Annotated in this window: 18 protein-coding genes; 9 read left to right on the forward strand and 9 right to left on the reverse strand. The window is 46.7% G+C overall.

Translation table 11 applies throughout. The annotated features are described in order from the left end of the window. Positions 1-505 precede the first annotated feature (505 nt). Positions 506-2,110, forward strand: coding sequence for an AbgT family transporter (locus tag FJQ87_RS00380; protein ID WP_140930005.1), 1,605 nt, complete (start codon positions 506-508; stop codon positions 2,108-2,110). Between the two features lie 210 nt (positions 2,111-2,320). After that, complete coding sequence (yfcE, locus tag FJQ87_RS00385) at positions 2,321-2,878, forward strand: phosphodiesterase (RefSeq protein ID WP_140930006.1); 558 nt, start codon at positions 2,321-2,323, stop codon at positions 2,876-2,878. An 86-nt stretch (positions 2,879-2,964) separates the two neighbouring features. Here the strand turns inward: yfcE and FJQ87_RS00390 are convergent, their stop codons facing one another. Together FJQ87_RS00390 and FJQ87_RS00395 are read right to left on the reverse strand one after the other, a co-directional pair. Continuing rightward, the gene (locus tag FJQ87_RS00390; RefSeq protein WP_140930007.1) at positions 2,965-6,102 is read right to left on the reverse strand and encodes an efflux RND transporter permease subunit; all 3,138 of its coding nucleotides are present in this window, start codon (positions 6,100-6,102) and stop codon (positions 2,965-2,967) included. A gap of 12 nt (positions 6,103-6,114) precedes the next feature. Further along, positions 6,115-7,260, reverse strand: coding sequence for an efflux RND transporter periplasmic adaptor subunit (locus FJQ87_RS00395; protein ID WP_140930008.1), 1,146 nt, complete (start codon positions 7,258-7,260; stop codon positions 6,115-6,117). Positions 7,261-7,696: 436 nt separating this feature from the next. On the opposite strand from FJQ87_RS00395, the gene FJQ87_RS00400 reads away from it, so the two are divergent. Then, positions 7,697-8,413: a TorF family putative porin gene (locus FJQ87_RS00400; protein ID WP_140933900.1), complete on the forward strand. Its 717-nt coding sequence runs from the start codon at positions 7,697-7,699 to the stop codon at positions 8,411-8,413. Between the two features lie 26 nt (positions 8,414-8,439). Here the strand turns inward: FJQ87_RS00400 and FJQ87_RS00405 are convergent, their stop codons facing one another. Beyond that, the gene (locus tag FJQ87_RS00405) at positions 8,440-9,156 is read right to left on the reverse strand and encodes a DNA-3-methyladenine glycosylase I (protein WP_140930009.1); all 717 of its coding nucleotides are present in this window, start codon (positions 9,154-9,156) and stop codon (positions 8,440-8,442) included. A 51-nt stretch (positions 9,157-9,207) separates the two neighbouring features. Between FJQ87_RS00405 and FJQ87_RS00410 the strand changes: the two genes are divergently transcribed. Together FJQ87_RS00410 and FJQ87_RS00415 are read left to right on the forward strand one after the other, a co-directional pair. Continuing rightward, positions 9,208-10,134: a LysR family transcriptional regulator gene (locus FJQ87_RS00410; protein WP_140930010.1), complete on the forward strand. Its 927-nt coding sequence runs from the start codon at positions 9,208-9,210 to the stop codon at positions 10,132-10,134. A gap of 33 nt (positions 10,135-10,167) precedes the next feature. Continuing rightward, on the forward strand, positions 10,168-10,815 hold the full coding sequence (locus tag FJQ87_RS00415) for a glutathione S-transferase family protein (protein WP_140930011.1): 648 nt from the start codon (positions 10,168-10,170) through the stop codon (positions 10,813-10,815). A gap of 16 nt (positions 10,816-10,831) precedes the next feature. Here FJQ87_RS00415 and FJQ87_RS00420 read toward each other — a convergent pair whose 3' ends face one another. Together FJQ87_RS00420 and prlC are read right to left on the reverse strand one after the other, a co-directional pair. Continuing rightward, the gene (locus FJQ87_RS00420) at positions 10,832-11,362 is read right to left on the reverse strand and encodes a thioesterase family protein (RefSeq protein ID WP_140930012.1); all 531 of its coding nucleotides are present in this window, start codon (positions 11,360-11,362) and stop codon (positions 10,832-10,834) included. A 163-nt stretch (positions 11,363-11,525) separates the two neighbouring features. Next, positions 11,526-13,574: an oligopeptidase A gene (gene prlC / locus FJQ87_RS00425; protein ID WP_140930013.1), complete on the reverse strand. Its 2,049-nt coding sequence runs from the start codon at positions 13,572-13,574 to the stop codon at positions 11,526-11,528. 283 nt (positions 13,575-13,857) lie between these two features. Between prlC and FJQ87_RS00430 the strand changes: the two genes are divergently transcribed. The 4 genes from FJQ87_RS00430 (at position 13,858) to FJQ87_RS00445 (ending at position 17,156) form a co-directional block, all read left to right on the forward strand. Beyond that, entirely contained in the window at positions 13,858-14,565 is a 708-nt protein-coding gene (locus tag FJQ87_RS00430) for a hypothetical protein (RefSeq protein WP_140930014.1), read from the forward strand. A 141-nt stretch (positions 14,566-14,706) separates the two neighbouring features. After that, entirely contained in the window at positions 14,707-15,246 is a 540-nt protein-coding gene (locus FJQ87_RS00435; RefSeq protein WP_140930015.1) for a hypothetical protein, read from the forward strand. Between the two features lie 119 nt (positions 15,247-15,365). Continuing rightward, a complete protein-coding gene (gorA, locus tag FJQ87_RS00440) occupies positions 15,366-16,721 on the forward strand; it encodes a glutathione-disulfide reductase (protein WP_140930016.1) in 1,356 nt (451 codons plus the stop codon). Between the two features lie 195 nt (positions 16,722-16,916). After that, complete coding sequence (locus FJQ87_RS00445) at positions 16,917-17,156, forward strand: hypothetical protein (protein ID WP_140930017.1); 240 nt, start codon at positions 16,917-16,919, stop codon at positions 17,154-17,156. Between the two features lie 113 nt (positions 17,157-17,269). Here the strand turns inward: FJQ87_RS00445 and FJQ87_RS00450 are convergent, their stop codons facing one another. Genes FJQ87_RS00450 through FJQ87_RS00465 form a run of 4 tightly spaced genes read right to left on the reverse strand, consistent with a single transcriptional unit; the run spans position 17,270 to position 21,204 of the window. After that, on the reverse strand, positions 17,270-18,133 hold the full coding sequence (locus FJQ87_RS00450) for a hypothetical protein (protein WP_140930018.1): 864 nt from the start codon (positions 18,131-18,133) through the stop codon (positions 17,270-17,272). Beyond that, positions 18,120-20,030 carry a fimbria/pilus outer membrane usher protein gene (locus FJQ87_RS00455; protein ID WP_140930019.1) on the reverse strand — a complete coding sequence of 637 codons (1,911 nt, stop codon included), beginning with the start codon at positions 20,028-20,030 and terminating at the stop codon, positions 18,120-18,122. Before FJQ87_RS00455 ends, FJQ87_RS00450 begins: the two co-directional genes overlap by 14 nt. Positions 20,031-20,045: 15 nt before the next feature. Then, positions 20,046-20,543 (reverse strand): hypothetical protein, encoded by a 498-nt coding sequence (locus FJQ87_RS00460; protein ID WP_140930020.1) that lies wholly within the window; start codon positions 20,541-20,543, stop codon positions 20,046-20,048. A gap of 49 nt (positions 20,544-20,592) precedes the next feature. Then, entirely contained in the window at positions 20,593-21,204 is a 612-nt protein-coding gene (locus FJQ87_RS00465; RefSeq protein WP_140930021.1) for a fimbria/pilus periplasmic chaperone, read from the reverse strand. Positions 21,205-21,233: the final 29 nt, after the last annotated feature.

Below are 21,233 nucleotides of genomic sequence, written 5' to 3' on the forward strand. Positions count from 1 at the left end.
CACTAACTCTAGCAAATTCACTGCCATACCAACACAAATAGACAACAAATGTTTTTACGCGTCTTTGTCTTAGCAATTTATCGATAAGCCAAGTTCTGGCGAATTTTTCCTTCCGAAATTATCGAATCATCAATAAAACATAGCATTTACATGATGTTGCGCATAGGTGTTGGCGGTATTTTTTAAGCAGCACGATAATTTAATTTAAGCAAAACTTAGATTAAACACAAAGTTAACTTTGCGAAGAGGAGGCATAATAAGTATTTTTTGACATGTGGCGCTAAATACCTGAATATCATAACCATACCTAGTTAAAGCTGTTGTTTTACTTAGGGTGGCGAGAGTGTGAAAAATACACGCCGCAGAATTTAGCTTAAATTCCAATACGCGCCACACAGTCAAAATTGTAACAACCCACCACTACCTGCAAGCTGCACCATAACTACAAATCGCAGCACAGTGATAACAAGAGTGCTTAGCACCTAACTAGTTGAAGGAAGTAGCCATGAGTCAATCATCGAGCCACGGGGTGAGCCATTCCCCGCAAGATCTCGCCAGCAAAGGCTGGTTTGTTAAGTTTTTGAACACTATTGAGCGCCTGGGCAATTTGTTGCCGCACCCCATCACCTTGTTTGCCATCTTCTGTCTCGCCATTTTAGTGATAAGCGGTATTGCCGGCTATTTTGGCATGTCGGTAGCTGACCCGCGCCCAGTCGGCGCCTCAGGGCGCAGTGCCGATGGCTTAATTCATGTGGTTAGCTTAATGAATGGCGAAGGCCTGCGGATGATAGTGTCAAACCTTGTCACTAACTTCACTGGTTTTGCGCCATTAGGCACTGTGCTAGTTGCGCTATTAGGCGTAGGTATTGCAGAGCGCTCTGGCATGTTATCCGCCGCCATGCGTTTACTGGTGATTGGCAGCTCCAAGCGCTTAGTAACAGTCACTATTGTGTTTGCTGGCATAGTCTCTAATACCGCCTCTGAGCTAGGTTATGTGGTATTAATTCCCATGGCCGCCATGATTTTCCACTCCCTTGGACGCCACCCATTAGCTGGTTTAGCCGCTGCCTTTGCTGGCGTATCTGGCGGTTATAGCGCCAACTTATTATTGGGGACTGTGGATCCATTGTTATCTGGTATCACAGAAACAGCCGCGCGCATGATTGACCCGCAATATAACGTAGGGCCAGAAGCCAACTGGTACTTTATGTTTGCCTCAACCTTTATCATCACCATCTTAGGCGCTTTTGTTACTGAGAAAATTGTCGAGCCTAACTTAGGCAAGTACGACCCAAGTGAAGCTGGCATTGATTTAAGCGATCAAAAAATGGAAACCGTTAGCCCTGAAGAAAAGCGCGCGCTTAAACTCGCGGGCTGGGCAACGCTGGCGTTTGTACTCACTATTGCCTTGCTGGTTGTGCCTGAAGGCGCGCCGCTGCGCAATCAAGCCACTGGCGCTGTGTCGGGTTCACCTTTCTTAAAAGGCATAGTGGCCTTCATCTTTATTGGTTTTGCTATTCCAGGCTTAGTGTATGGCAAAGCCATTGGCATAATGAAAACCGATAAAGATGTGATTGATGCTATGTCTCACAGCATGAGCTCAATGGGCATGTATATCGTATTGGTATTTTTCGCCTCGCAGTTTGTGGCTTTCTTCCAGTGGACTAATTTAGGCGCAGTATTAGCCGTAGCAGGCGCCGAAGCCTTGACGGCTATTGGCTTAACTGGCCCTATGGTATTTGTGCTGTTTATCTTTATGTGCGGCATTATTAACTTGTCATTAGGCAGCGCCTCAGCGCAGTGGGCGATTACCGCGCCTATCTTTGTACCTATGCTTATGTTAATTGGTTATGCGCCAGAAACCATTCAAGCGGCTTACCGAATTGGTGATTCAGTGACTAACTTGATCACCCCCATGATGAGTTATTTCGGTCTGATTTTGGCGGTGGCTTGTCGCTATAAGAAAGATCTCGGTATCGGCACGCTGATAGCAACTATGCTGCCCTATACCATCATCTTCTTTATCGGTTGGGTCAGTTTCTTCTTCTTGTGGGTGTTTGTACTTGGCATACCAGTCGGTCCAGGCGCTGCCACTTACTACGTACCTTAAGATAAATACTGACTTGCGATTAGTCGTACGTCACGCATCGAGCTAATGGCGGTGAGGGGCAACCTTAGCCGCCATTAGTTTTAATGCCAGCTCAAACCTCTGCGCCATGCCCGCGTTATCACGTCCATGATTTGCCGCTAACGCTTTACCCTTGCAAAGCTCGGCTTAGGCGCTATATTGACGGCCTGAGTTAGTTTGTAAGGTTTTATCATGACACTCTTTATCGCCTCCGATCTGCACGGTTCACTCACTGCTGGCCAAGCTATGCTTGAGCGCTTTGAGCAATCTGGTGCCCGTTATTTATTGTTACTTGGGGATTTACTCAATCACGGCCCGCGCAATGCTATCCCTGATGGCTATAACCCAGTGCAACTGGCTGAATTATTAAATACTTATGCCGACCGCATCATTGCGGTACGCGGTAATTGCGACAGCGAAGTCGATCAAATGCTGCTGCAATTTCCTATCACAGCCACTTATCAGCAAGTGTTAATGCCACAAATGCGCTTGTTCTTAACCCATGGCCATATTTACCATCCAGATAATCTGCCGCCGCTGCAAGCAGGTGACGCCTTAGTCTATGGTCACACCCATATTGCGACCGCTGAGTATCGTGATGGCATTTTGCTGATAAACCCAGGTTCCACCACCATTCCACGCAATCATGGCCGCGCATCGTACGCGCTGTTGACTGCCAGTCGCTGCGATGTGCATGCGCTCGATGACAATGAGTTACTGCTAACCACAGCAATTCATCACGCGCTGTAAGCCTCGCGCTAGTAAAATCCCTGCCTATTGCAGCCAATAAAAAACCCGCACTCGGCGGGTTTTTTAATTAGTTCACTCGTGTGAGTTTACTTCTTATCGGTAGTGCTCTCTTTGCCCTTACGTTCACGATGACTGAAGATGCGCTCAACAATCACAAAGAACAATGGGATAAAGAAGATACCTAAGAAGGTCGAGCTCATCATGCCGCCCAGTACGCCAGTACCGATAGCATTCTGTGCGCCTGAACCCACACCAGTACTAATGGCAAGAGGCACAACCCCTAAACCAAAGGCTAACGACGTCATTAAGATAGGACGTAAACGCACTCGCACTGCGTGCAAAGTGGCTTCTACTAATCCAGCGCCTTTCTCGTAGTATTCTTTCGCGAATTCTACAATCAAGATGGCGTTCTTAGTCGCTAAGCCGACTGTGGTTAACAGACCTACTTGGAAGAATACGTCGTTGTTAAGGCCGCGGCCATAAGTCGCTAACAAGGCGCCAATAACCCCAAGTGGTACTACTAGAATTACCGCAAAAGGTACTGACCAGCTTTCATACAGAGCCGCGAGCACTAAGAACACCACTAAGATAGACAGCGCATACAGCATAGGCGCTTGGTTACCTGAGAGACGCTCTTCATAAGACAAGCCGCTCCACTCAATACCAAAGCCTGCTGGCAACTGCTTAGCAAAGTTTTCCATGGTATCCATGGCAGCACCGGTACTTACGCCAGGCGCTGTTGCCCCTTGAATGTTAACCGCTGGCAAACCACCGAAACGCTCAAGACGCGGTGAACCGAATTCCCAAGTGCCAGTGGCAAACGCAGAAAATGGCACCATTTCGCCTTTGCTGTTACGCACGAACCAGGCATCTAAATCTTCAGCTTGCATCCGCGCTTCAGCAGCACCTTGCACAAATACTTTCTTCACGCGGCCGCGGTCGATGTAGTCATTGACATACGATCCACCCCAAGCGGTTGCCAGTACGCTATTAACGTCATCCAGATTCAGACTTAAGGCGCGCAGTTTGCCATGATCGATATGCAGTTGATACTGAGGCGCATCTTCCTGACCGTTAGGGCGAACGCCCATTAGGCTTGGATCTTGAGCCGCCATACCGAGCAGTTGGTTACGGGCAGCGATAAGCGCATCGTGTCCTTGACCACTTTTATCCTGCAGGTACATATCAAAACCGTTAGCCGTACCTAGCTCTAATACCGCAGGCGGCACGAAAGCGAACACAAAGGCTTCTTTAATTTGCATAAAGGCGCCCATGGCACGGTTAGCTACCGACTGCACATCAAGACCTGGCGCCGTACGGTCATCCCAAGGCTTCATGTCCACGAAAGCTAGACCCATGTTTTGGCCCATACCAGCGAAACTAAAGCCTGATACGGTAAACACTGAGTTAACTGCCTTCTCTTCATCCACAGTCAGATAATCATTGACCTTATCTAACACCTGCTGGGTCATTTCTTGAGTAGAGTTTGGTGGCAAAATGGCTTGCACGAACATCACGCCTTGGTCTTCATCAGGCAAGAAGGCCGTTGGCATGCGCATGAAAATCCAGCCCGTGGCAACCACTAAGGCTAAATAGATCACAAACACGCGGCCAGTACGCTTAACGATAGTGCCTACGGTTGATTCGTACTTGTTGGTCAGATTATCAAAATGACGGTTAAACCAACCAAAGAAACCAGTATTGATATGTGTGTGACCTTGCTTAAGCGGCTTAAGCATAGTGGCACACAAGGCTGGAGTCAGAACGATAGCCACTAATACCGACAGGCCCATGGCCGACACGATAGTAATAGAGAACTGACGATAAATAACCCCGGTCGAACCTGACATAAATGCCATAGGCACGAATACCGCAGACAGAGTTAAACCAATACCTACCAGAGCACCGGTGATTTGATCCATGGATTTACGGGTGGCCTCAAGTGGGCTTAAGCCCTCTTCAGACATGACTCGCTCCACGTTTTCCACCACCACAATGGCGTCATCCACCAGCAGACCAATAGCGAGCACCATAGCGAACATGGTTAAGGTGTTGATTGAGAAGCCTGCCGCCGCCAAGATACCAAAGGTACCTAACAGCACCACAGGTACCGCGATCATAGGAATTAAGGTTGCGCGGAAGTTCTGCAAGAACAGGTACATGATTAAGAAAACCAGTACCACAGCTTCCAGCAGAGTGTGCACTACGCCTTCAATCGACTTACCGACGAATGGAGTAGTGTTAAATGGGATCACCATTTCTAGCCCTTGCGGGAAGAAAGGCTTCATCTCTTCCATTTGCTCAAGCACTGCCGCAGCAGTATCAAGAGCGTTAGCGCCAGTGGCTAACTGAACCGCAAGCCCTGATGCTGGGCGACCGTTATAGAAAGAAGTCACCATGTAACTTTCGGCGCCAACTTCAACTTCAGCCACATCTTTTAAGTACACTTTTGCGCCGCTAGAGTCTGATTTCAGCACTATGGCTTGGAACTCTTCGGCGGTTTGTAAACGTGACTGAGCAGAAATAGTCGCGTTTAACTGCTGGCCTTTCACTGACGGCGTGCCGCCTAATTGACCGGCTGACACCTGAGCGTTTTGCTGGCGAATTGCCATCAAAATGTCATTGGTGGTTAAGCTGTATTGGTTTAATTTCAGCGGATCGAGCCAAATACGCATAGCATATTGAGCGCCGAATAACTGAATATCACCCACGCCTGCCACACGGCTTAATGGATCTTGAATGTTACTGGCAACATAGTCACCAATATCCGCTTTATCCATGGAGCCGTCTTGCGACACGAAGCCAAGTACCATTAAGAAGCCGGTACTGGACTTAGTTACGCTAATACCTTGCGCCTGCACTTCTTGTGGCAGTAAAGGCATGGCCAGCTGCAGTTTGTTCTGCACTTGCACCTGAGCAATGTCAGCATCGGCTTCGGCGTTAAAGGTTAAGGTGATGGTTGCACCACCAAAACTATCACTTTGCGAAGTGATATAACGCAAGTTATCCAGGCCAGTCATGCGCTGTTCAATAACCTGAGTTACTGTATCTTCGACAGTTTTTGCCGACGCACCTGGGTAAGTGGCGTTGATAACCACTGTCGGCGGCGCAATGCTTGGATACTGGGAGACGGGCAAGGTCTTAATCGCTAAGACCCCCGCCAACATAATAATAATGGCGATCACCCATGCAAAGATGGGGCGATCAATAAAATAACGTGCCATGAATTCTTCCCGTTACTTATCAGCAGTATTAGAAACTATCTGTGGAATAGCGGTCGCACCTGGACGTACTTTCTGTAAGCCCTCAACAATCACTAAATCGCCGTCTTGCAAACCACTGGTTACTAACCACTGGTTATTAATCACTTCCGCTGTGGTGACAATGCGAGCTTCAACTTTATTGTCAGCACCCACAACCATGGCAAGACCTTGACCTTTAGGGTTACGAGTTACGCCTTTTTGTGGCACTAAAATCGCTTTAGGATCATTACCTACTGTCATAGTGGTACGCACAAACATACCTGGCAGCAAGATACCATCGGGATTTGGGAACTCAGCGCGCATGCTTACTGAACCCGTGTTTTCATCCACAGTCACTTCAGAGAATTGCAGCTTGCCTTGATGTGGATAGGGCGTGCCATCTTCCAGTACCAGTCTTACCGCTGTGGTTTCTGGTTGCAGCAGTTGACCGCTAGCAATACGAGAATTTAAACGCAGCATTTGGGTGCTTGATTGCACTATGTCAACGTTGATTGGGTCAAGCTGTGAAATTTGCGCCAGCGCTTGGCTCTGGTTCGCGGTAACTAAGGCACCCGGCGTCACATTAGACTTACCAATACGGCCAGAAATTGGCGCCGCCATTTTGGTATAGGCTAAGTTGATTTCAGCATTGTTAATGGCAGCATTGGCGATAGCGACACTCGCCTTGGCTTCTAAGTAAGAAGCTTTAGCTTGGTCAAAATCTTGATCGCTAATGGCATTGGTTTTAACCAATTTTTGGAAACGGGCGGCGGTCGCCTTGGTTGAGACTTCCATGGCTTCAGCGCGAGCTAAGTCAGCTTTAGCGCTCACTAAGGCCGCTTCATAAGTAGAAGGGTCGATTTGATATAACGACTGACCCACTGTCACTAAACCGCCTTCAACGAAACTGCGCGCTTCAATGATACCGCTGACCTGTGGACGCACTTCCGCTTGCATAAATGCGCGGCTTCGACCTGGCAGTTCCATCATGATATCTTGCGCTTGCGTAGTAACCTTAACCACATTCACAGGAACTCCTTGCGGTCCTGCATTGGCTTTTGGCCCCTCAGCTTCAGAATTACAAGCTGTTATCCATAGCGCCGCAGTAATAACTGAGACTATCTTAAGCATATGCCGCATCAGAACTCCTAGAATATTGCAATTTCTCTGGATTTATCTCGCCGAATGTTGGTGGAGAAGATAAGGAGAATAAGGTGAATATTTAATTAACGTGCATTTATCTCATAACGAGGATTAGCAACACAACCAAGGTTGAGATAAAAAGTGTAAACGAATGAAAAAGATGATCGAACCACCAACCAAGCCGTTGCGCAATCTTTAAATCCAGCAAACAACGAGCAACATAGTTACATTTATCCTACATACAGTAAATATTAATTGATCGCTTTGATTTTAAGGAAAATTATCGGCGGCGTGAAAAATGTCGATGATCAACAATCTGTTTATTAGCAACTGCTATTCTTTAATTCGCGCAAGTAAACTTGTCGGAGAATGGATGAATATGAATACTCAAGCAGCCTCAGTGGCTAATCACCATAGCCCACTCACGTTAGCTATGGCCGGATTATTGTTATGCGGCAGCCAACTCAACTTAGCTAATGCGGCAGACAATCAATTACTCGGCGGTGAAATTACCGGCAAGTTAACCTTTGCCTCTGATTACGTGTTTCGCGGCGAGTCTGAAACTGTCGATGGTGAAGTTCCAGTAGTGCAAGGCACCCTCAATTGGGGCAATGCCCAAGGTTGGTATGCCGGCGTTTTTGCTTCCAACATTAAATTTCAAGATCCCAACCTTGAAATAGTGACCGCCCCCTATATAGGAAAAGCGGGCAACTTTGGCGATAGTGGTTTTAGTTATGATGTGATGGTTTTCTCTTACCTTTATCCTGGGGCGTCTTATTCCAATTACACCGAATTGTGGCTGCGTGTTGCCAAGCAATTTGATCAAGCCAAAGTGCAATTGGAAGTAACCCCAACCTTAGATGATTGGTTTGGCGTTAAAGACTGGTCTGGGGTTAACTATGCCATTCACCCCAGCTATCAATTTAGTAATGGCTTTAATGTGTCAGGCTCTTACGGTTACCAAGATTTAAGTGGCCCAGGGGCGGAAGGTTGGGGACACTGGAATATTGGCGTGAGTAAGCGCTGGGCATCCTTAGATTTTGATTTGCGCTACCACGGCAGCACAGTTGCTGGTGAGCACTTAGTGTATGGCGGCCAAACTGAAATTTTTGATGACAGACTTGTCATAGGTGTCAGTAAAAGCTTTTAAGCTACCGCCATATATTTAGATGCAATCTATTGCGCAGCGAGATAATTGTCGCCCACGCTCATGGCGACAATCATACTCAAGTGCGCTAACGAATAACCACTTTGTTGTTGCCACTCATTAAACACCGCCTGCATTTGACTTAAGCCTTTTTTGGATGTGATGGCTGCATCTAGTAATCCATGAGCTTGAAAATACCCAAGCACATCACGCGTCGCTAAAAAGGTGTCTTTTCCTAATGCTCGCAGTGCATAAGGCCCAGTATTGCCGCCTAAACGTGTGCCATGCTGCTTTAACCACAACCATAGCCCAGTGATATCTTCGCTCGGCCACTCACTAATAAACTGACCAAAGCCACCCCGTTGCGCCGAGGTTTCCATCACCATAATGGCATTATCATAAATGGCTTGGGTTTTCTTTTGATGGCGGATAAGGGCAGGATCGCGCGCACGCTCAGCCAATTGATCCGGTGACATCATAGCCACTTTAAAGGGCTCAAACCCAAAAAATGCTTGCTCATATTGCGGCCATTTGTGGGTCACTACCCGCCACACAAAACCACTTTTAAACACTTGCCGACTAAAGGCAGATAGATATTCAGCATCACTCAAGAGTGCTAAATCGCTTTGAATTGGGCTTGCTGGCAATAATTGCGCTAATGCTACTGGCCCGCCTTTACGCTCACAAGCGCGGGCATAAATGGTTGAAAATGCTTCCAATGTGTTACCTATGCTGGATAAAGTCATTAATCTCTACTAGTTTGGTTATTAGCAATGAATAATCAAGGATGAATCATCATGGATGCTACTCAGCTTTATCGCATGCTAGTGTTTGCCAATGTGGTCGATAAGGGATCATTTACTAAGGCGGCGCAGCATTTAGAGATCAGTCGCTCCATGGTCAGTCAACATATCAAGAAACTTGAGCAAACCATAGGGGTGAACTTATTGCAGCGCACTACGCGCTCTGTGCAACCCACCGACAGTGGCCGCCATTATTTTCAGTACTGCAACGAGCTCTTGCATCTGGCAAAACAAGCGCAGCAAGCTGTGATCCCAGATGCTAATACCCTTAATGGCAGCATAAAATTTGCCATGCCAAGAGACCTAGGTCGCCAACTGATTTTGCCTCATATAGGTGAGTTTCATCGCCGCTACCCGCATATTAAGTTGACGCTATTAATGGAGGATAACCGCCTTAATCTCGATGAGCACCATATCGACTTAGTGCTATACATGGGGCAAGCGCGGCCAGCAACGCCTCATAAAACTCAGCAGTGGCAAACCCTAAAACTTGCTGAATATGAAGAAATCATTGTCGCCAGCCCCAGTTATTTAAAAAACCATGGCCATTTGGCGCATCCCGATGTACTCAGTTGTCATCACTGGTTAACGGTTGGTAGTAATCAATTGCCCAAACCCATACGTCTTACCAATAGCCATAAAGATCATTTTGATATTCGAGTCAAAGCCGATATTAGCTGCAACTCTAGCCAAGCGGTTTTACAACTGGCATGCCAAGGCTTAGGGCTTGCTTGCGTAGCCTCAACACTGGCGCAGCCCTATTTGAATCAACAAGTGTTAAAACGGGTATTACCTGATTATCAAATTCAGCAAGGCGGCATTTTCTTAAGTCATAACCATAATGACACTCTGCCCCCGAGAATACGGGCGCTGGCGGCCTTTCTCAGTGAGCAGGTATTCAAAAAAGAGCTACAGTTATAAATAACTTCAAACAAGCCACAGGAGACCTGCCAGATGGACTTGTATTACCATCCCTTGTCTCGCTACTCACAAAAAGTATTGATTGCGCTTTATGAAAAACAAGCCAATTTTTATCCGCGCATCATAGAGTTAAGCGATCCTCTGGCGCGCCAAGATTATCGTAAACTGTCCCCCACTGGTAAGCTGCCCTTACTGCGTTATCAGCACAACCAACTCTATCCAGAGTCCACCATTATTATCGAGTTTTTAGATAACACCTTTCCCAATAACACTCAGTTATTATTGCGCGAACAGCCCAATAATCTTGCCACTCGGCTGTGGGATAGATTGGTGGATTTTGAACTCAATGAAGGTTTATGCTTGTATGACAAACACAGCAACACCAACAATCAATTAGAACAACAAGCGCAGCTTAGGAACATACGCCTATTCCTGCTGCGACTTGAACAGCAACTAACAACGCATTATTGGCTATGTGGTGATAGCTTATCCTTAGCCGATTGCGCGCTCATTCCCTGCATACACCACCCACTAATACTGAATGAAATTCGCGACTTGGAACATTTAAGCCGTTATCGCCAGCAAAGCTTAGTGCGCGGCGCTTGGATGCTAGTCAGTGATGAAATTGAACAAGCTCGCTCAGCCCATGCCGCAGGCTTAGCCATTCCGCCATTAAACTAATTGCAGCAGCTATTTTTTAAGTATTTTGCTGCTTTTTCACCTGTAAAAACTCTTTCCACTTAACCACTTCTGGCGGTAACTCCGGCGCCGGGCCATGATAATTGGCTGCGGTCACTAAGGTTTCGATTGGCACTTGGCGACGATCGCACACAAATACTCCGCGCAGATGCGCAATACAATGCAATCCGCGCTCACTCACAAACCTTTGTTCAATATAAAAATACTTTTCATCCCAGCCGACTAACTTAGTATCGATAGTAAATTTAGCCAACGGCTTAATGTCCTTGATATAAGTAAATTCCGCCGCATTGACTATTGGCATCCACTTAAGTTTGAGGAATTTTTTTAATAAGCCCATGTCAGCCAGCATGTAAGTACGGGCTAAATCCATAAAGGCTGGATAGCGGGAATTAGTGAGATGAAAATTGATATCGCAATCCGTTGGCAGCGCGCGATAACTAATGCTGCTGGTATCCAAAAAACCAATATTGCCACTGTGGCGCACTCGCCACAAAAACAGCCATATCAGGCGAAAATATAAGTTCATGGAACGTCCTTGCAGAGGTGAAAAGCTAACCATTAGCCAAAGGCTCACAGGCTAACAGAGGTCTTACCACACAACAAGTGTGAAATCAGTCACATTTATCCATGAAAAATGCCAGTGCGAGCACTGGCATAAGAGTCATAGCAATGAAACTCGCGCGAATGACTTAGTCTTGGGTTTCTATGATGCCGGAATGACGCAATAAGGCATCAATGCTCGGCTCGCGGCCACGAAAACGCGTGAACAACTCCATCGGCTCTTCACTGCCACCCATTTCTAAAATATGAGTTAAGAAGTCGGCGCCTGTGTGCGGGTTAAAAATACCCTCGTCCTCAAAACGCGAGAAAGCATCAGCCGATAACACTTCTGCCCACTTATAGCTGTAGTAACCTGCCGCATAACCACCCGCAAAAATATGGGCAAAACTATGCTGGAAGCGGTTAAACGCAGGCGGGAATACCACGGCCACTTGCTTGCGCACATCATCAAGAACCGCTTGCACTTTGGCGCCTTGCGCTGGGTCATATTCATAATGCAAACGGAAATCAAATAAAGACAATTCGATTTGACGCAGCATCATCATGGCAGATTGGAAATTCTTAGCCGCCAGCATCTTATCTAACATGACTTGCGGTAATGGCTCGCCGGTTTGATAGTGACCAGAAATCTCAACTAACGCTTCTTTTGACCAGCACCAGTTTTCCATGAATTGACTAGGTAATTCAACGGCATCCCAAGGCACACCGTTGATGCCAGACACACCGCCAACCTCTATCTTAGTCAGCATATGATGAATGCCATGGCCAAATTCATGGAATAAGGTAGTCACTTCATCATGGGTAAATAAGGCAGGTTTTCCGTCAACGGGCGCATTAAAGTTACAGGTCAGATAGGCTACAGGTAATTGCAACTGTTCACCGTCAAGACGACGAACTTTACACTCATCCATCCAAGCGCCACCACGTTTGCCGCTGCGAGCATAGAGGTCTAAATAAAAACTGCCACGCAGAATATTGCTAGCATCATAAATGTGGAAGAAACGCACATCTTTATGCCATTTATCAACGTCTTTTTGCTCTTCAATGCGCAGACCAAACAACTGCGACACAGTAAAGAATAAGCCTGATAATACCTTGTCTTCAGGGAAGTAAAGGCGCAATTCTTCCTGAGAGATTTCGTACTTATGCTCTTGTAACTTCTCAGCGTAATAGCTTAAATCCCACGAGGCTAACTCAGTCACACCATAGGTTTGCGCGGCAAATGATTTAAGCTCGGCTAAGTCAGCTTGCCCTTGAGCTTTACTGCGCAGCGCCAATTCATTTAAGAAGCTAATGACTTGCTCTGGAGTATCGGCCATTTTAGTGGCTAACGACTTTTCAGCGTAATTAGCAAAACCCAGTAAGTTGGCAAGTTCATGGCGCAGCGCAACAATTTCATCCATTAAGGCTGAGTTGTCATATTGACCCGCAAACGGCCCTTGATCTGAAGCGCGCGTAACATAGGCGCTATACATTTCTTGGCGTAAGTCGCGGTTATCGCTGTAAGTCATCACCGGCATGTAAGATGGGAAATCTAAGGTAAATACCCAGCCGCTTAACTCTTTTTCTTCAGCCATGGCTTTAGCCGCGGCGATTGCCGATTCTGGTAAGCCCGCCAATAGCGTTTCATCGACTATCTGCTTTTGCCAAGCTTCAGTGGCATCTAATAACTGGTTTGAAAACTGACTGGTGATTTCTGATAAGCGCTTAGCAATTTCGCCGTATCGTTTTTTACCAGCGTCATCTAAGCCTATGCCTGATAACTCAAAATCTCTGAGGCTATGCTCTATGCTGGTTTGCTGCGCTTTCGATAATTGGGCAAATTGCGGCGACTGATGCAGCGCTTTATATGCTTGGTACAGACCTTGATGTTGGCCTATCCATGTTCCATAGTCAGATAATAAAGGTAAGCAGGCATCGTGGGCGGCGCGCCATTCTTCAGTGCTCAGGACTGAGTTCATATGAGAAATAGGCGACCACATTTTACTTAAACGGTCATCAGCCGCCTCAAGAGGTGCCACTAGATTTGCCCAGGTAAATTGCTCAGTTCCTGAGACCACTTGTTCAACCAAGCGTCGACAATCTTCAATGGCTTGCTCGATGGCCGGTTGTATATGTTCAGGTTTGATTTTCGAGAACTGGGGTAGATCTGTGTTGCTAAGTAATGGATTACTCATTCCTTTCCCTCAGATGAAATTTTGGTGATAACAGTATAAATAAGGGCGCGATCGGTAATAATCAAGCCGCCAAAGGGGAATAGCAAAATTATTTGCTGCCGCATCCCAGGTTGATTTCAACTTTTACCGAGTTATGAAACACCTTTTTCGCGACCCTGCTGCTTATTAAAAATCATTAAGAATGATAAAAACCAAACCGATATCACAATTGATAATAATTATCATTCTTATAATTTAATCATTATTTAGGCACATTTATCAGTTTAACAGGGACATATTTTCGATGAAAACACCAATCGCGCTTGTTTTAGTAGGATCATGCATTAGTAGTGTCGCCATGGCTGGCGATATCAACCTAAGCACTGAATGGGATTCAAAATATATTTCAGAAGGTCGCGACCAACTCACTAAAGGCGGTATTTTTTGGGGCAATGCTTCATATACGGGTGAAAACTTCGGTAGCTATATCAGTGTCGGTCGCGGTGATAGCGTTAATTACACTGAAATGGACATTGGCGTCGAATATTACCTGCCCACTTTCTACGACATCAACACTACCCTGACCTATCAAAAGGTGGAAGGTTATGGCGATAACAGATATACCGACAATGACTTTATCGCCAACATGGAATACAACGGCATTGAATGGTTAACCCCTAGCATCAACTATCAATATTCAACCGTCAGTAAAGGCGGTTATTTAGAGCTCGGCCTGACTTCTGGATTCCACCCCACCGCAGCGACCTATTTATATGCCAGCGCCGTCCAAGGCTTTAACTATGGTTATGTGAATCATGACTATGAAGGCTCAGATAACACCACTTTGACTTTAGGGGCGCAGTTTACGGTTCAGCCAAACCTTACCGTTAGCGTCACTGCCAATCAAGTCTTTGCAGGCCACGCCATGGATCGCGAAACTGAAATCACAGGCGAAAAACACGCCAGCCAAGATGAAACTTGGGCCGGCATTAATTTGAGTTGGGCGATGTAATTTCATTGGTAATAATTATTGATTATCAAACGCTGATAGAGCAGTTTGATAATCAATAAGCCAATAAAGCCGTGATCTAGATTTAGAATATTAATGGCTTAATCGACTACACTCGAATTAATTAACGAGTTGGAGTCTGCTTTGGGATATAAAGGATTATTGAGCGTAGCGCGCAAACCGCAAACGCTGTTAGGGCTAATAACGGTCGCACTATTATTTACCACAGCAGCAATGGCCGCTGAACCCAAAACCGTACTCAAGGCTGATTATCCACTGCGACAAGAAGGCGCACGCGATGCCAATGGCCAACTAATCGTCCCAACGAATAATCAACCGCATCTAATACTGCCAGCCCCCAAAATATCACCTCAGCCAACATCCCCGCGCCAGCCTCAATATCAACAGCCTCAATATCAACAGTCTCACTCTCAACAATCTAGGTATAAACAGCCGCAAACTCGCATTAGCGCAACCAGCAGCGCAGCTGTGAGTCCGACATTTGCCAATGACCCCTCGTGCCGCTGGCTCAATAACCGCATACAACTTTTAAATGAACAGCAACAAGCCTTTGGTCATCAACCCGCCGAGCTCCGCCAGCGCCGACAAGAATGGCGCTGCTTAGACTGCAGTGGCGATGGCCCGACATTAAAGCAACGTCAGGTCTGTTCATTCAGCCACTAATAGTAAACACCATCGGCCTTAGCCGCTAAGGCTGGTGACGCAGCGCGGCTATCATTTTGCTTTTATCCTACTTACAATAAGCCATTATTGCTCGTTAGTCGCAAGGATGGAGATATCCAATGACACAACATTTTGACTATATATGCTTAGGTGCTGGCAGTGGCGGTATTGCTTCAGCCAATCGCGCGGCAATGCGTGGCGCCAAGGTTCTATTGATTGAAGCTAAAGCTTTAGGCGGCACTTGTGTCAATGTCGGCTGCGTACCGAAAAAAGTCATGTGGTATGGCGCTCAAGTCGCTGAAGCCATGCACTTATATGCCAAAGATTATGGTTTTGATGTCACAGTGAATAAGTTTGACTGGCAAACCTTAGTCAATAGCCGTGAAGCCTATATTAACCGTATTCATGGCGCCTATGATCGCGGTCTGGCTAGCAATCAAGTGACTGTGGTACGCGGGTTCGGCCGCTTCATCAATGACAACACTATCGAAGTCAATGGTCAGCACTACACAGCTAAACACATTTTAATTGCGACGGGTGGCAGCCCAAGCTTCCCAGATATCCCGGGCGCTGAGCATGGTATTGATTCCGATGGCTTCTTTGCTTTAACCACGCAACCTAAGCGCGTGGCTGTAGTTGGCGCGGGTTATATCGCCGTTGAAGTAGCAGGCGTTTTGCATGCCCTTGGCAGCGAAACCCATTTATTTGTGCGTAAGCACATGCCACTGCGTAACTTTGATCCGCTGCTTAGTGAAGCTCTGATCAATGCTATGGCGCAAAACGGCCCGACACTGCACACCAATAGCGTGCCGCAGTCGGTAGAAAAGCAAGCCGATGGCAGCTTAACTCTGACTTTAGAGAATGGTTTGCAGCACAATGTCGACTGCTTAATTTGGGCCATTGGCCGCACACCGTCGACCAACAACATAGGTTTAGAACACACCCAAGTTCAGCTTGATGAGTATGGCTTTGTGATCACAGATGAGTATCAAAATACCACGGCAGCAGGCATACATTGTGTCGGCGATATTATGGCCGGCGGCATTGAATTAACTCCTGTTGCCGTTAAAGCGGGACGACTATTATCTGAGCGTTTATTTGGTAACTTGCCGAACGCTAAGATGGATTACTCCAATGTACCTACCATAGTATTTAGCCACCCACCGATTGGCACTATGGGATTGACTGAACCACAAGCGATTGAAAAGTTTGGCAGTGATCAGGTTAAAGTCTATCGTTCTACGTTTGCCTCCATGTATACCGCCGTTACCGCTCACCGCCAAGAATGTAAATTCAAGCTGGTATGCGCTGGCGATAACGAGCAAGTGGTTGGTATTCATGGCATAGGTTTTGGTATGGATGAAATACTGCAAGGCTTTGGCGTTGCAATTAAGATGGGTGCCACTAAGGCTGATTTTGATGCCTGCGTCGCGCTGCACCCTACGGGCGCCGAAGAATTTGTTACTATGCGCTAAGCGTAACCTTGACTCTCTTAGCCGCTTTTAATAGCGGCTTTTTTATAGCCACATATCCCTTCTTAATAACTCAAGGCGATAGCCTGAGCCGCCATAAACAAAACACACTTAGTTACCACTTGCAGTATTTAGCCACTGGTGAATTACCCCTGTCAGCACCATACTGGTTTTTATCTACATCCTTGGAGTATTGCTATGAATAGCGCAACGTTAGCGTTACTGATCCCGATTGTGGCTATTGTGTGTGGGGCACTCATTTCGATTATGAAAATGAAAACTCAACAGCAAAAAAACAATCGTAAGCAGCAGGCCAGTCAAGATGAGTTAAAACAAGAAATTGCGAAACTAAGGGAGCGGATTGAAGTGCTAGAAGCTCTAGCCGTGGATGAACAGCAGCAATTGCGCCGTGAAATTGATGCGCTTAAGCGGGCGTAATCTTAACATTTTAAGCAAGCGGTTAACTCGCTAATGCTATACGCTTGATGGCAAGCCTTTAGCCGCCATCAAGCCGCAATGCTCTTACTATCTAACAAAAATACTTAGTCTTACTACCTAGCAAAAATACTCACAGTCACTACATCTTCATAGTGGCCTGCCCGCGCAAACGGTGAGGCTTGATTCTCAAACACTAAGCTCACGTTTTTACCCATTAACGGTCGCTGGGCAATATCTAGCAGAGCTTCACTGGTCAGCACTATTTCTTGGCCAGCAAATAGCATTTTGTAGGGTACGCGGTTTTGGGCGTTACTGGTATGCACTAAGGCGCCTGCATGTTTGGATGACACCCGCATACTCACTAAGGTATTACTTTCTACATATACAGGCAGCTCTCTTTGATTACGCTGACTTAAATCACCAAGATTAACATGCACTGAGGTGCCGACAGCTTGCAACCACTGACCACTCACGCCAGATAACTTAACTCGCACAAAGGGCGTGACTGTGTATTCAAACGCGTGTTGCTGCCAACTTTGCTCACCCAGTTTAGCGCCTTGCAATTTCACATCGAGCAGTCCTTGATAGCGGCCAGGCTCCAGTAATTGGCCTTTGGCAACATACACCCAAAAGTCGACTTTATGCATGCCTTGCACTGGCAACACAAAATAATCACGCCCGATTTGATTGAGGGTTTGCCGATTCGCTCGCATCAACTGATAGTCGGCCATAGTACTTTGGCCTTGCAGCATTAATGGCCCGCTTTGAGGTTGGCGCAGCAAGAGTTGCTCGGCGCAGGTATTAAGGCCGCGATCGACACTCACATGCGCGGGTATCCACACCCCTTGTCCTTTAGTATCCACTTGCGCGGCCGCGGGAGTAAAATCCACTTGCCATTGACCATCACACTCAGCCAACGCATTCGAGCAAAAGAGTAGGCATCCAAGCCATACGCCACTGATGTTAATGGCTTTCATGATCATTCTCCTTGGTGCAAGTCATGGACAAAGTGCCCATGTCTATCAGATTTGAATCTCCTGGTGCGATTGTCACGCTCATGCTCTGGCATAACGCAGTGTGCAAGCGCATGTCATAAACTCCAGGACTTACGCCAGCAATATAAAAACGCCCAGTTTTATTGGTAAAGAAAGCCAGTGCCTGACCATTAGCAATCAAGTCACCTTGTAAATAACCTAAAGGTTCACCGTTGTTGTTAACTAAGGTGCCCATAGCGGTATACGAACTATCCGACCCGACTTCCACCACATGACCCGTGGCCGCGCCCGGGGATATATCTAAGCGGCTCTCACCCCAGTCATAACCTAAGGGCGCATTAGGAACATTAATATCAATCACATTGGCCGTGTAAGCTATATCTAACGGCAATAGCGCAGGAATAGAACCTGAAGCGGCGGCCGTATATTGCCCGGACTGATTAACTTCAATTTGCAGCTCACTTTCTGCCAGCGTGGGATGCAGCTTAGCCACTAAAAATGGTCCCAGCTGCGCGCGGCCCCAACCAACATGACCACCCGCAATACCTATGGCGGTATTACCGCGGATCGATGCAGAATAACTGGCATCGCTGTTGCCATTATTACTTTGAGAGCGCTGAACTTCCGCCTCCCAGCGCGCTCGGTTGCCGGTATAGCTGACTTGCGCTAATTCGCGGTCGCGCTGATCTTCATACTCTAACTGCGCCCGCATGCCCATGTCGCCGACCCGATCGTTATTGATGCGAGAAACATCTAAGCGCGAACGATTATCTATGGTGTTATAGCTAGTGCCTAAACTTAGGCCTTTATCGGCAAGGGATAAGTACCAATCAAAGGTCAAAAAATATTGGGTATCGGCATTAGAGAAATTATCATTATTGTTATAAGTGATGCCCGCCCCGACATTCATATTGCCAGAGCGCCAATTGACCTGCGCTGTGCCATTAAGCTGCTTATCGGCTAACAACGCACGGTAATAGGAAGCGGATATACTCGCATCCCAAGCATCGTTAATGGTCCAAATATAATTAACCAATGCGCGCTGATAAGTCTGTGGCAAAGCCGTGTCATCCCAAGGCGAGTTATTAAAACCATCAGCAAACTCAAGGCCTAACCTAAGATTCGGGCTCTGATTGACCGCCGCGCCAACAATAGTGCTTTCAAAGTTGAATGCGTAGATCGAGCCAAGCTCATCGCCATTACTCAGTGCCGCTCTCGAGCTCAAATTACCGTAATCAGTGCCAAAGGTTGCGGTAGCGCCAAGGCCTTCACCAAATTCAGCAGCCGTAGCATTCAGCCCTAAGGTTAGCCAAGATGTGAAACCATACTCAATAAAACCATTAGCGGCCCAGGTTGATAGGTACTCAATGCCCTCATCACCATAAATAGAAGGTGCGCCCAAGCTAAAGGCGTAATTTACTATGCCTTCTTGCAATAAAGTGCTGTTATAAAACTGACTAAAGGTTAAGGTTTCGGTTCGCCCCGATAAGTAACGCACATAAACAATAATGTCATTGGCGCCATTATTTAACGGTAAATTAGCGAGATTAAAGCGTCCGGCGTCTTGGCGGCCGCTATAAATAACTTGGCCATTAACGGTAATATCTATTTCAGCCGATTCTTGCAGTATCAACATTTGTTGATTATTCGGGCCAATGACGCGATCGGGTTGAAGATTGGCATAATCACTAAAAAGCGCGATACCGCCAAGACTAAGGCTAGATAAAAAACCTGAGGTCGCCGAGGTCACATCGCCTAACGATACTCGCAGCGGTAAACGCGGCGCATCATAAAAAGCCGTCCATTCCCCACGCAAATACTGGATTTGTTGATCATTGATTTCAAAGTAATTGGCGGTAGAGATATTCAGTCCATTCACGCCACCAAGATTAAATTATGCCAACCAATCTATATCTGAATTAGAGGCTTGATTATCCCCTTGCCAGTCTTCGGTGTGGGCAAAATTGAAACTATTGAGCCAACTAAATTGGCTACTGCTGCTTGGAATAAACTCAGCATACTCTTCGCCAAAATTTACCCCTATATCCCCCATAATCGAGGGAGCTATGGCCACAGATAGGGCTAAGGTTTGCGGATCAAATTGCACCTTAATTCCCGCCTTGGATAGTTCCGATAACGGGATCATAGTGCTAGAGGGTGTTGCCACTTGCGCAGCTAACGCTTGCCAACTGTGACTTGCGACTCGCCCGCCAAGCTTGGCTTGCAGCGCAGTTAAGGACACGGCGCTCACCTCCAGCCCTGAGAGGGTGACTGGGATTTCGCCAAGCTCACTATCCCCAATCCATAAGGGCAACGACATAGTCATAGCCCCGACCTGTGAGGGTGATAACATCAAGGCAAAGATAATACTTAGCCCAATCCCACCTTTCATTCACTTTCCTTGTCAGCCTAATGCACCTTACTGGTGCGCTAATACAGGCCTAATATCCCGAGGCTTCAACCTGAGTTAATTGCTCATTGTTTGATAATATGCTCACAGCATTGATGCGCACGCTCTGGCGGGGCGCTAAATACTGGCGCTCAACTAAGGTCTTAATGTCATCCCAAGTCCAGCGGTAACTTTGCTTGCCAGCCTTAGCGCCAAAGGTCATTGCCGACAAGGTCAATACGCCCGCGCCTGTATTAGTAACCAACCATTCATTGGGGTTAGCAGTTAATTCTGTGGTTAATTTTTGCGGCAATTTATCCGAAGTCACAAACAGCAAGGCGCCAATTTGAAACAGCATTTTAATGCTACTTTCACTGGCATCATCAGCAATGGGCAGCTGACTAAATACCACGCGATATGACAACGACTCGGCCACAGGAACGCCAATATATTTCACTTTAACGGTTTGAGTTTTACCTGGGGGAATAAGCACTTGCGGAGGGAACACCATGAAGTCATCAGTCGCTTGTAATTGCTCACTGGCTTCGCCAGTCACTAAGCGTTGTTGGATAAACACTTCAAGAGGCAAGGGTTTGTCAGTGGTATTGTTGACTTTAAAAAAACGCTCGCTTTGTTGGCCTTGATCGCTAATAAAATCGACCATGGGGAATAACTCAAAGCTATGAGCCAAAG

The sequence above is a fragment of the Shewanella sp. SNU WT4 genome, assembly GCF_006494715.1.
Taxonomy (GTDB): domain Bacteria; phylum Pseudomonadota; class Gammaproteobacteria; order Enterobacterales; family Shewanellaceae; genus Shewanella.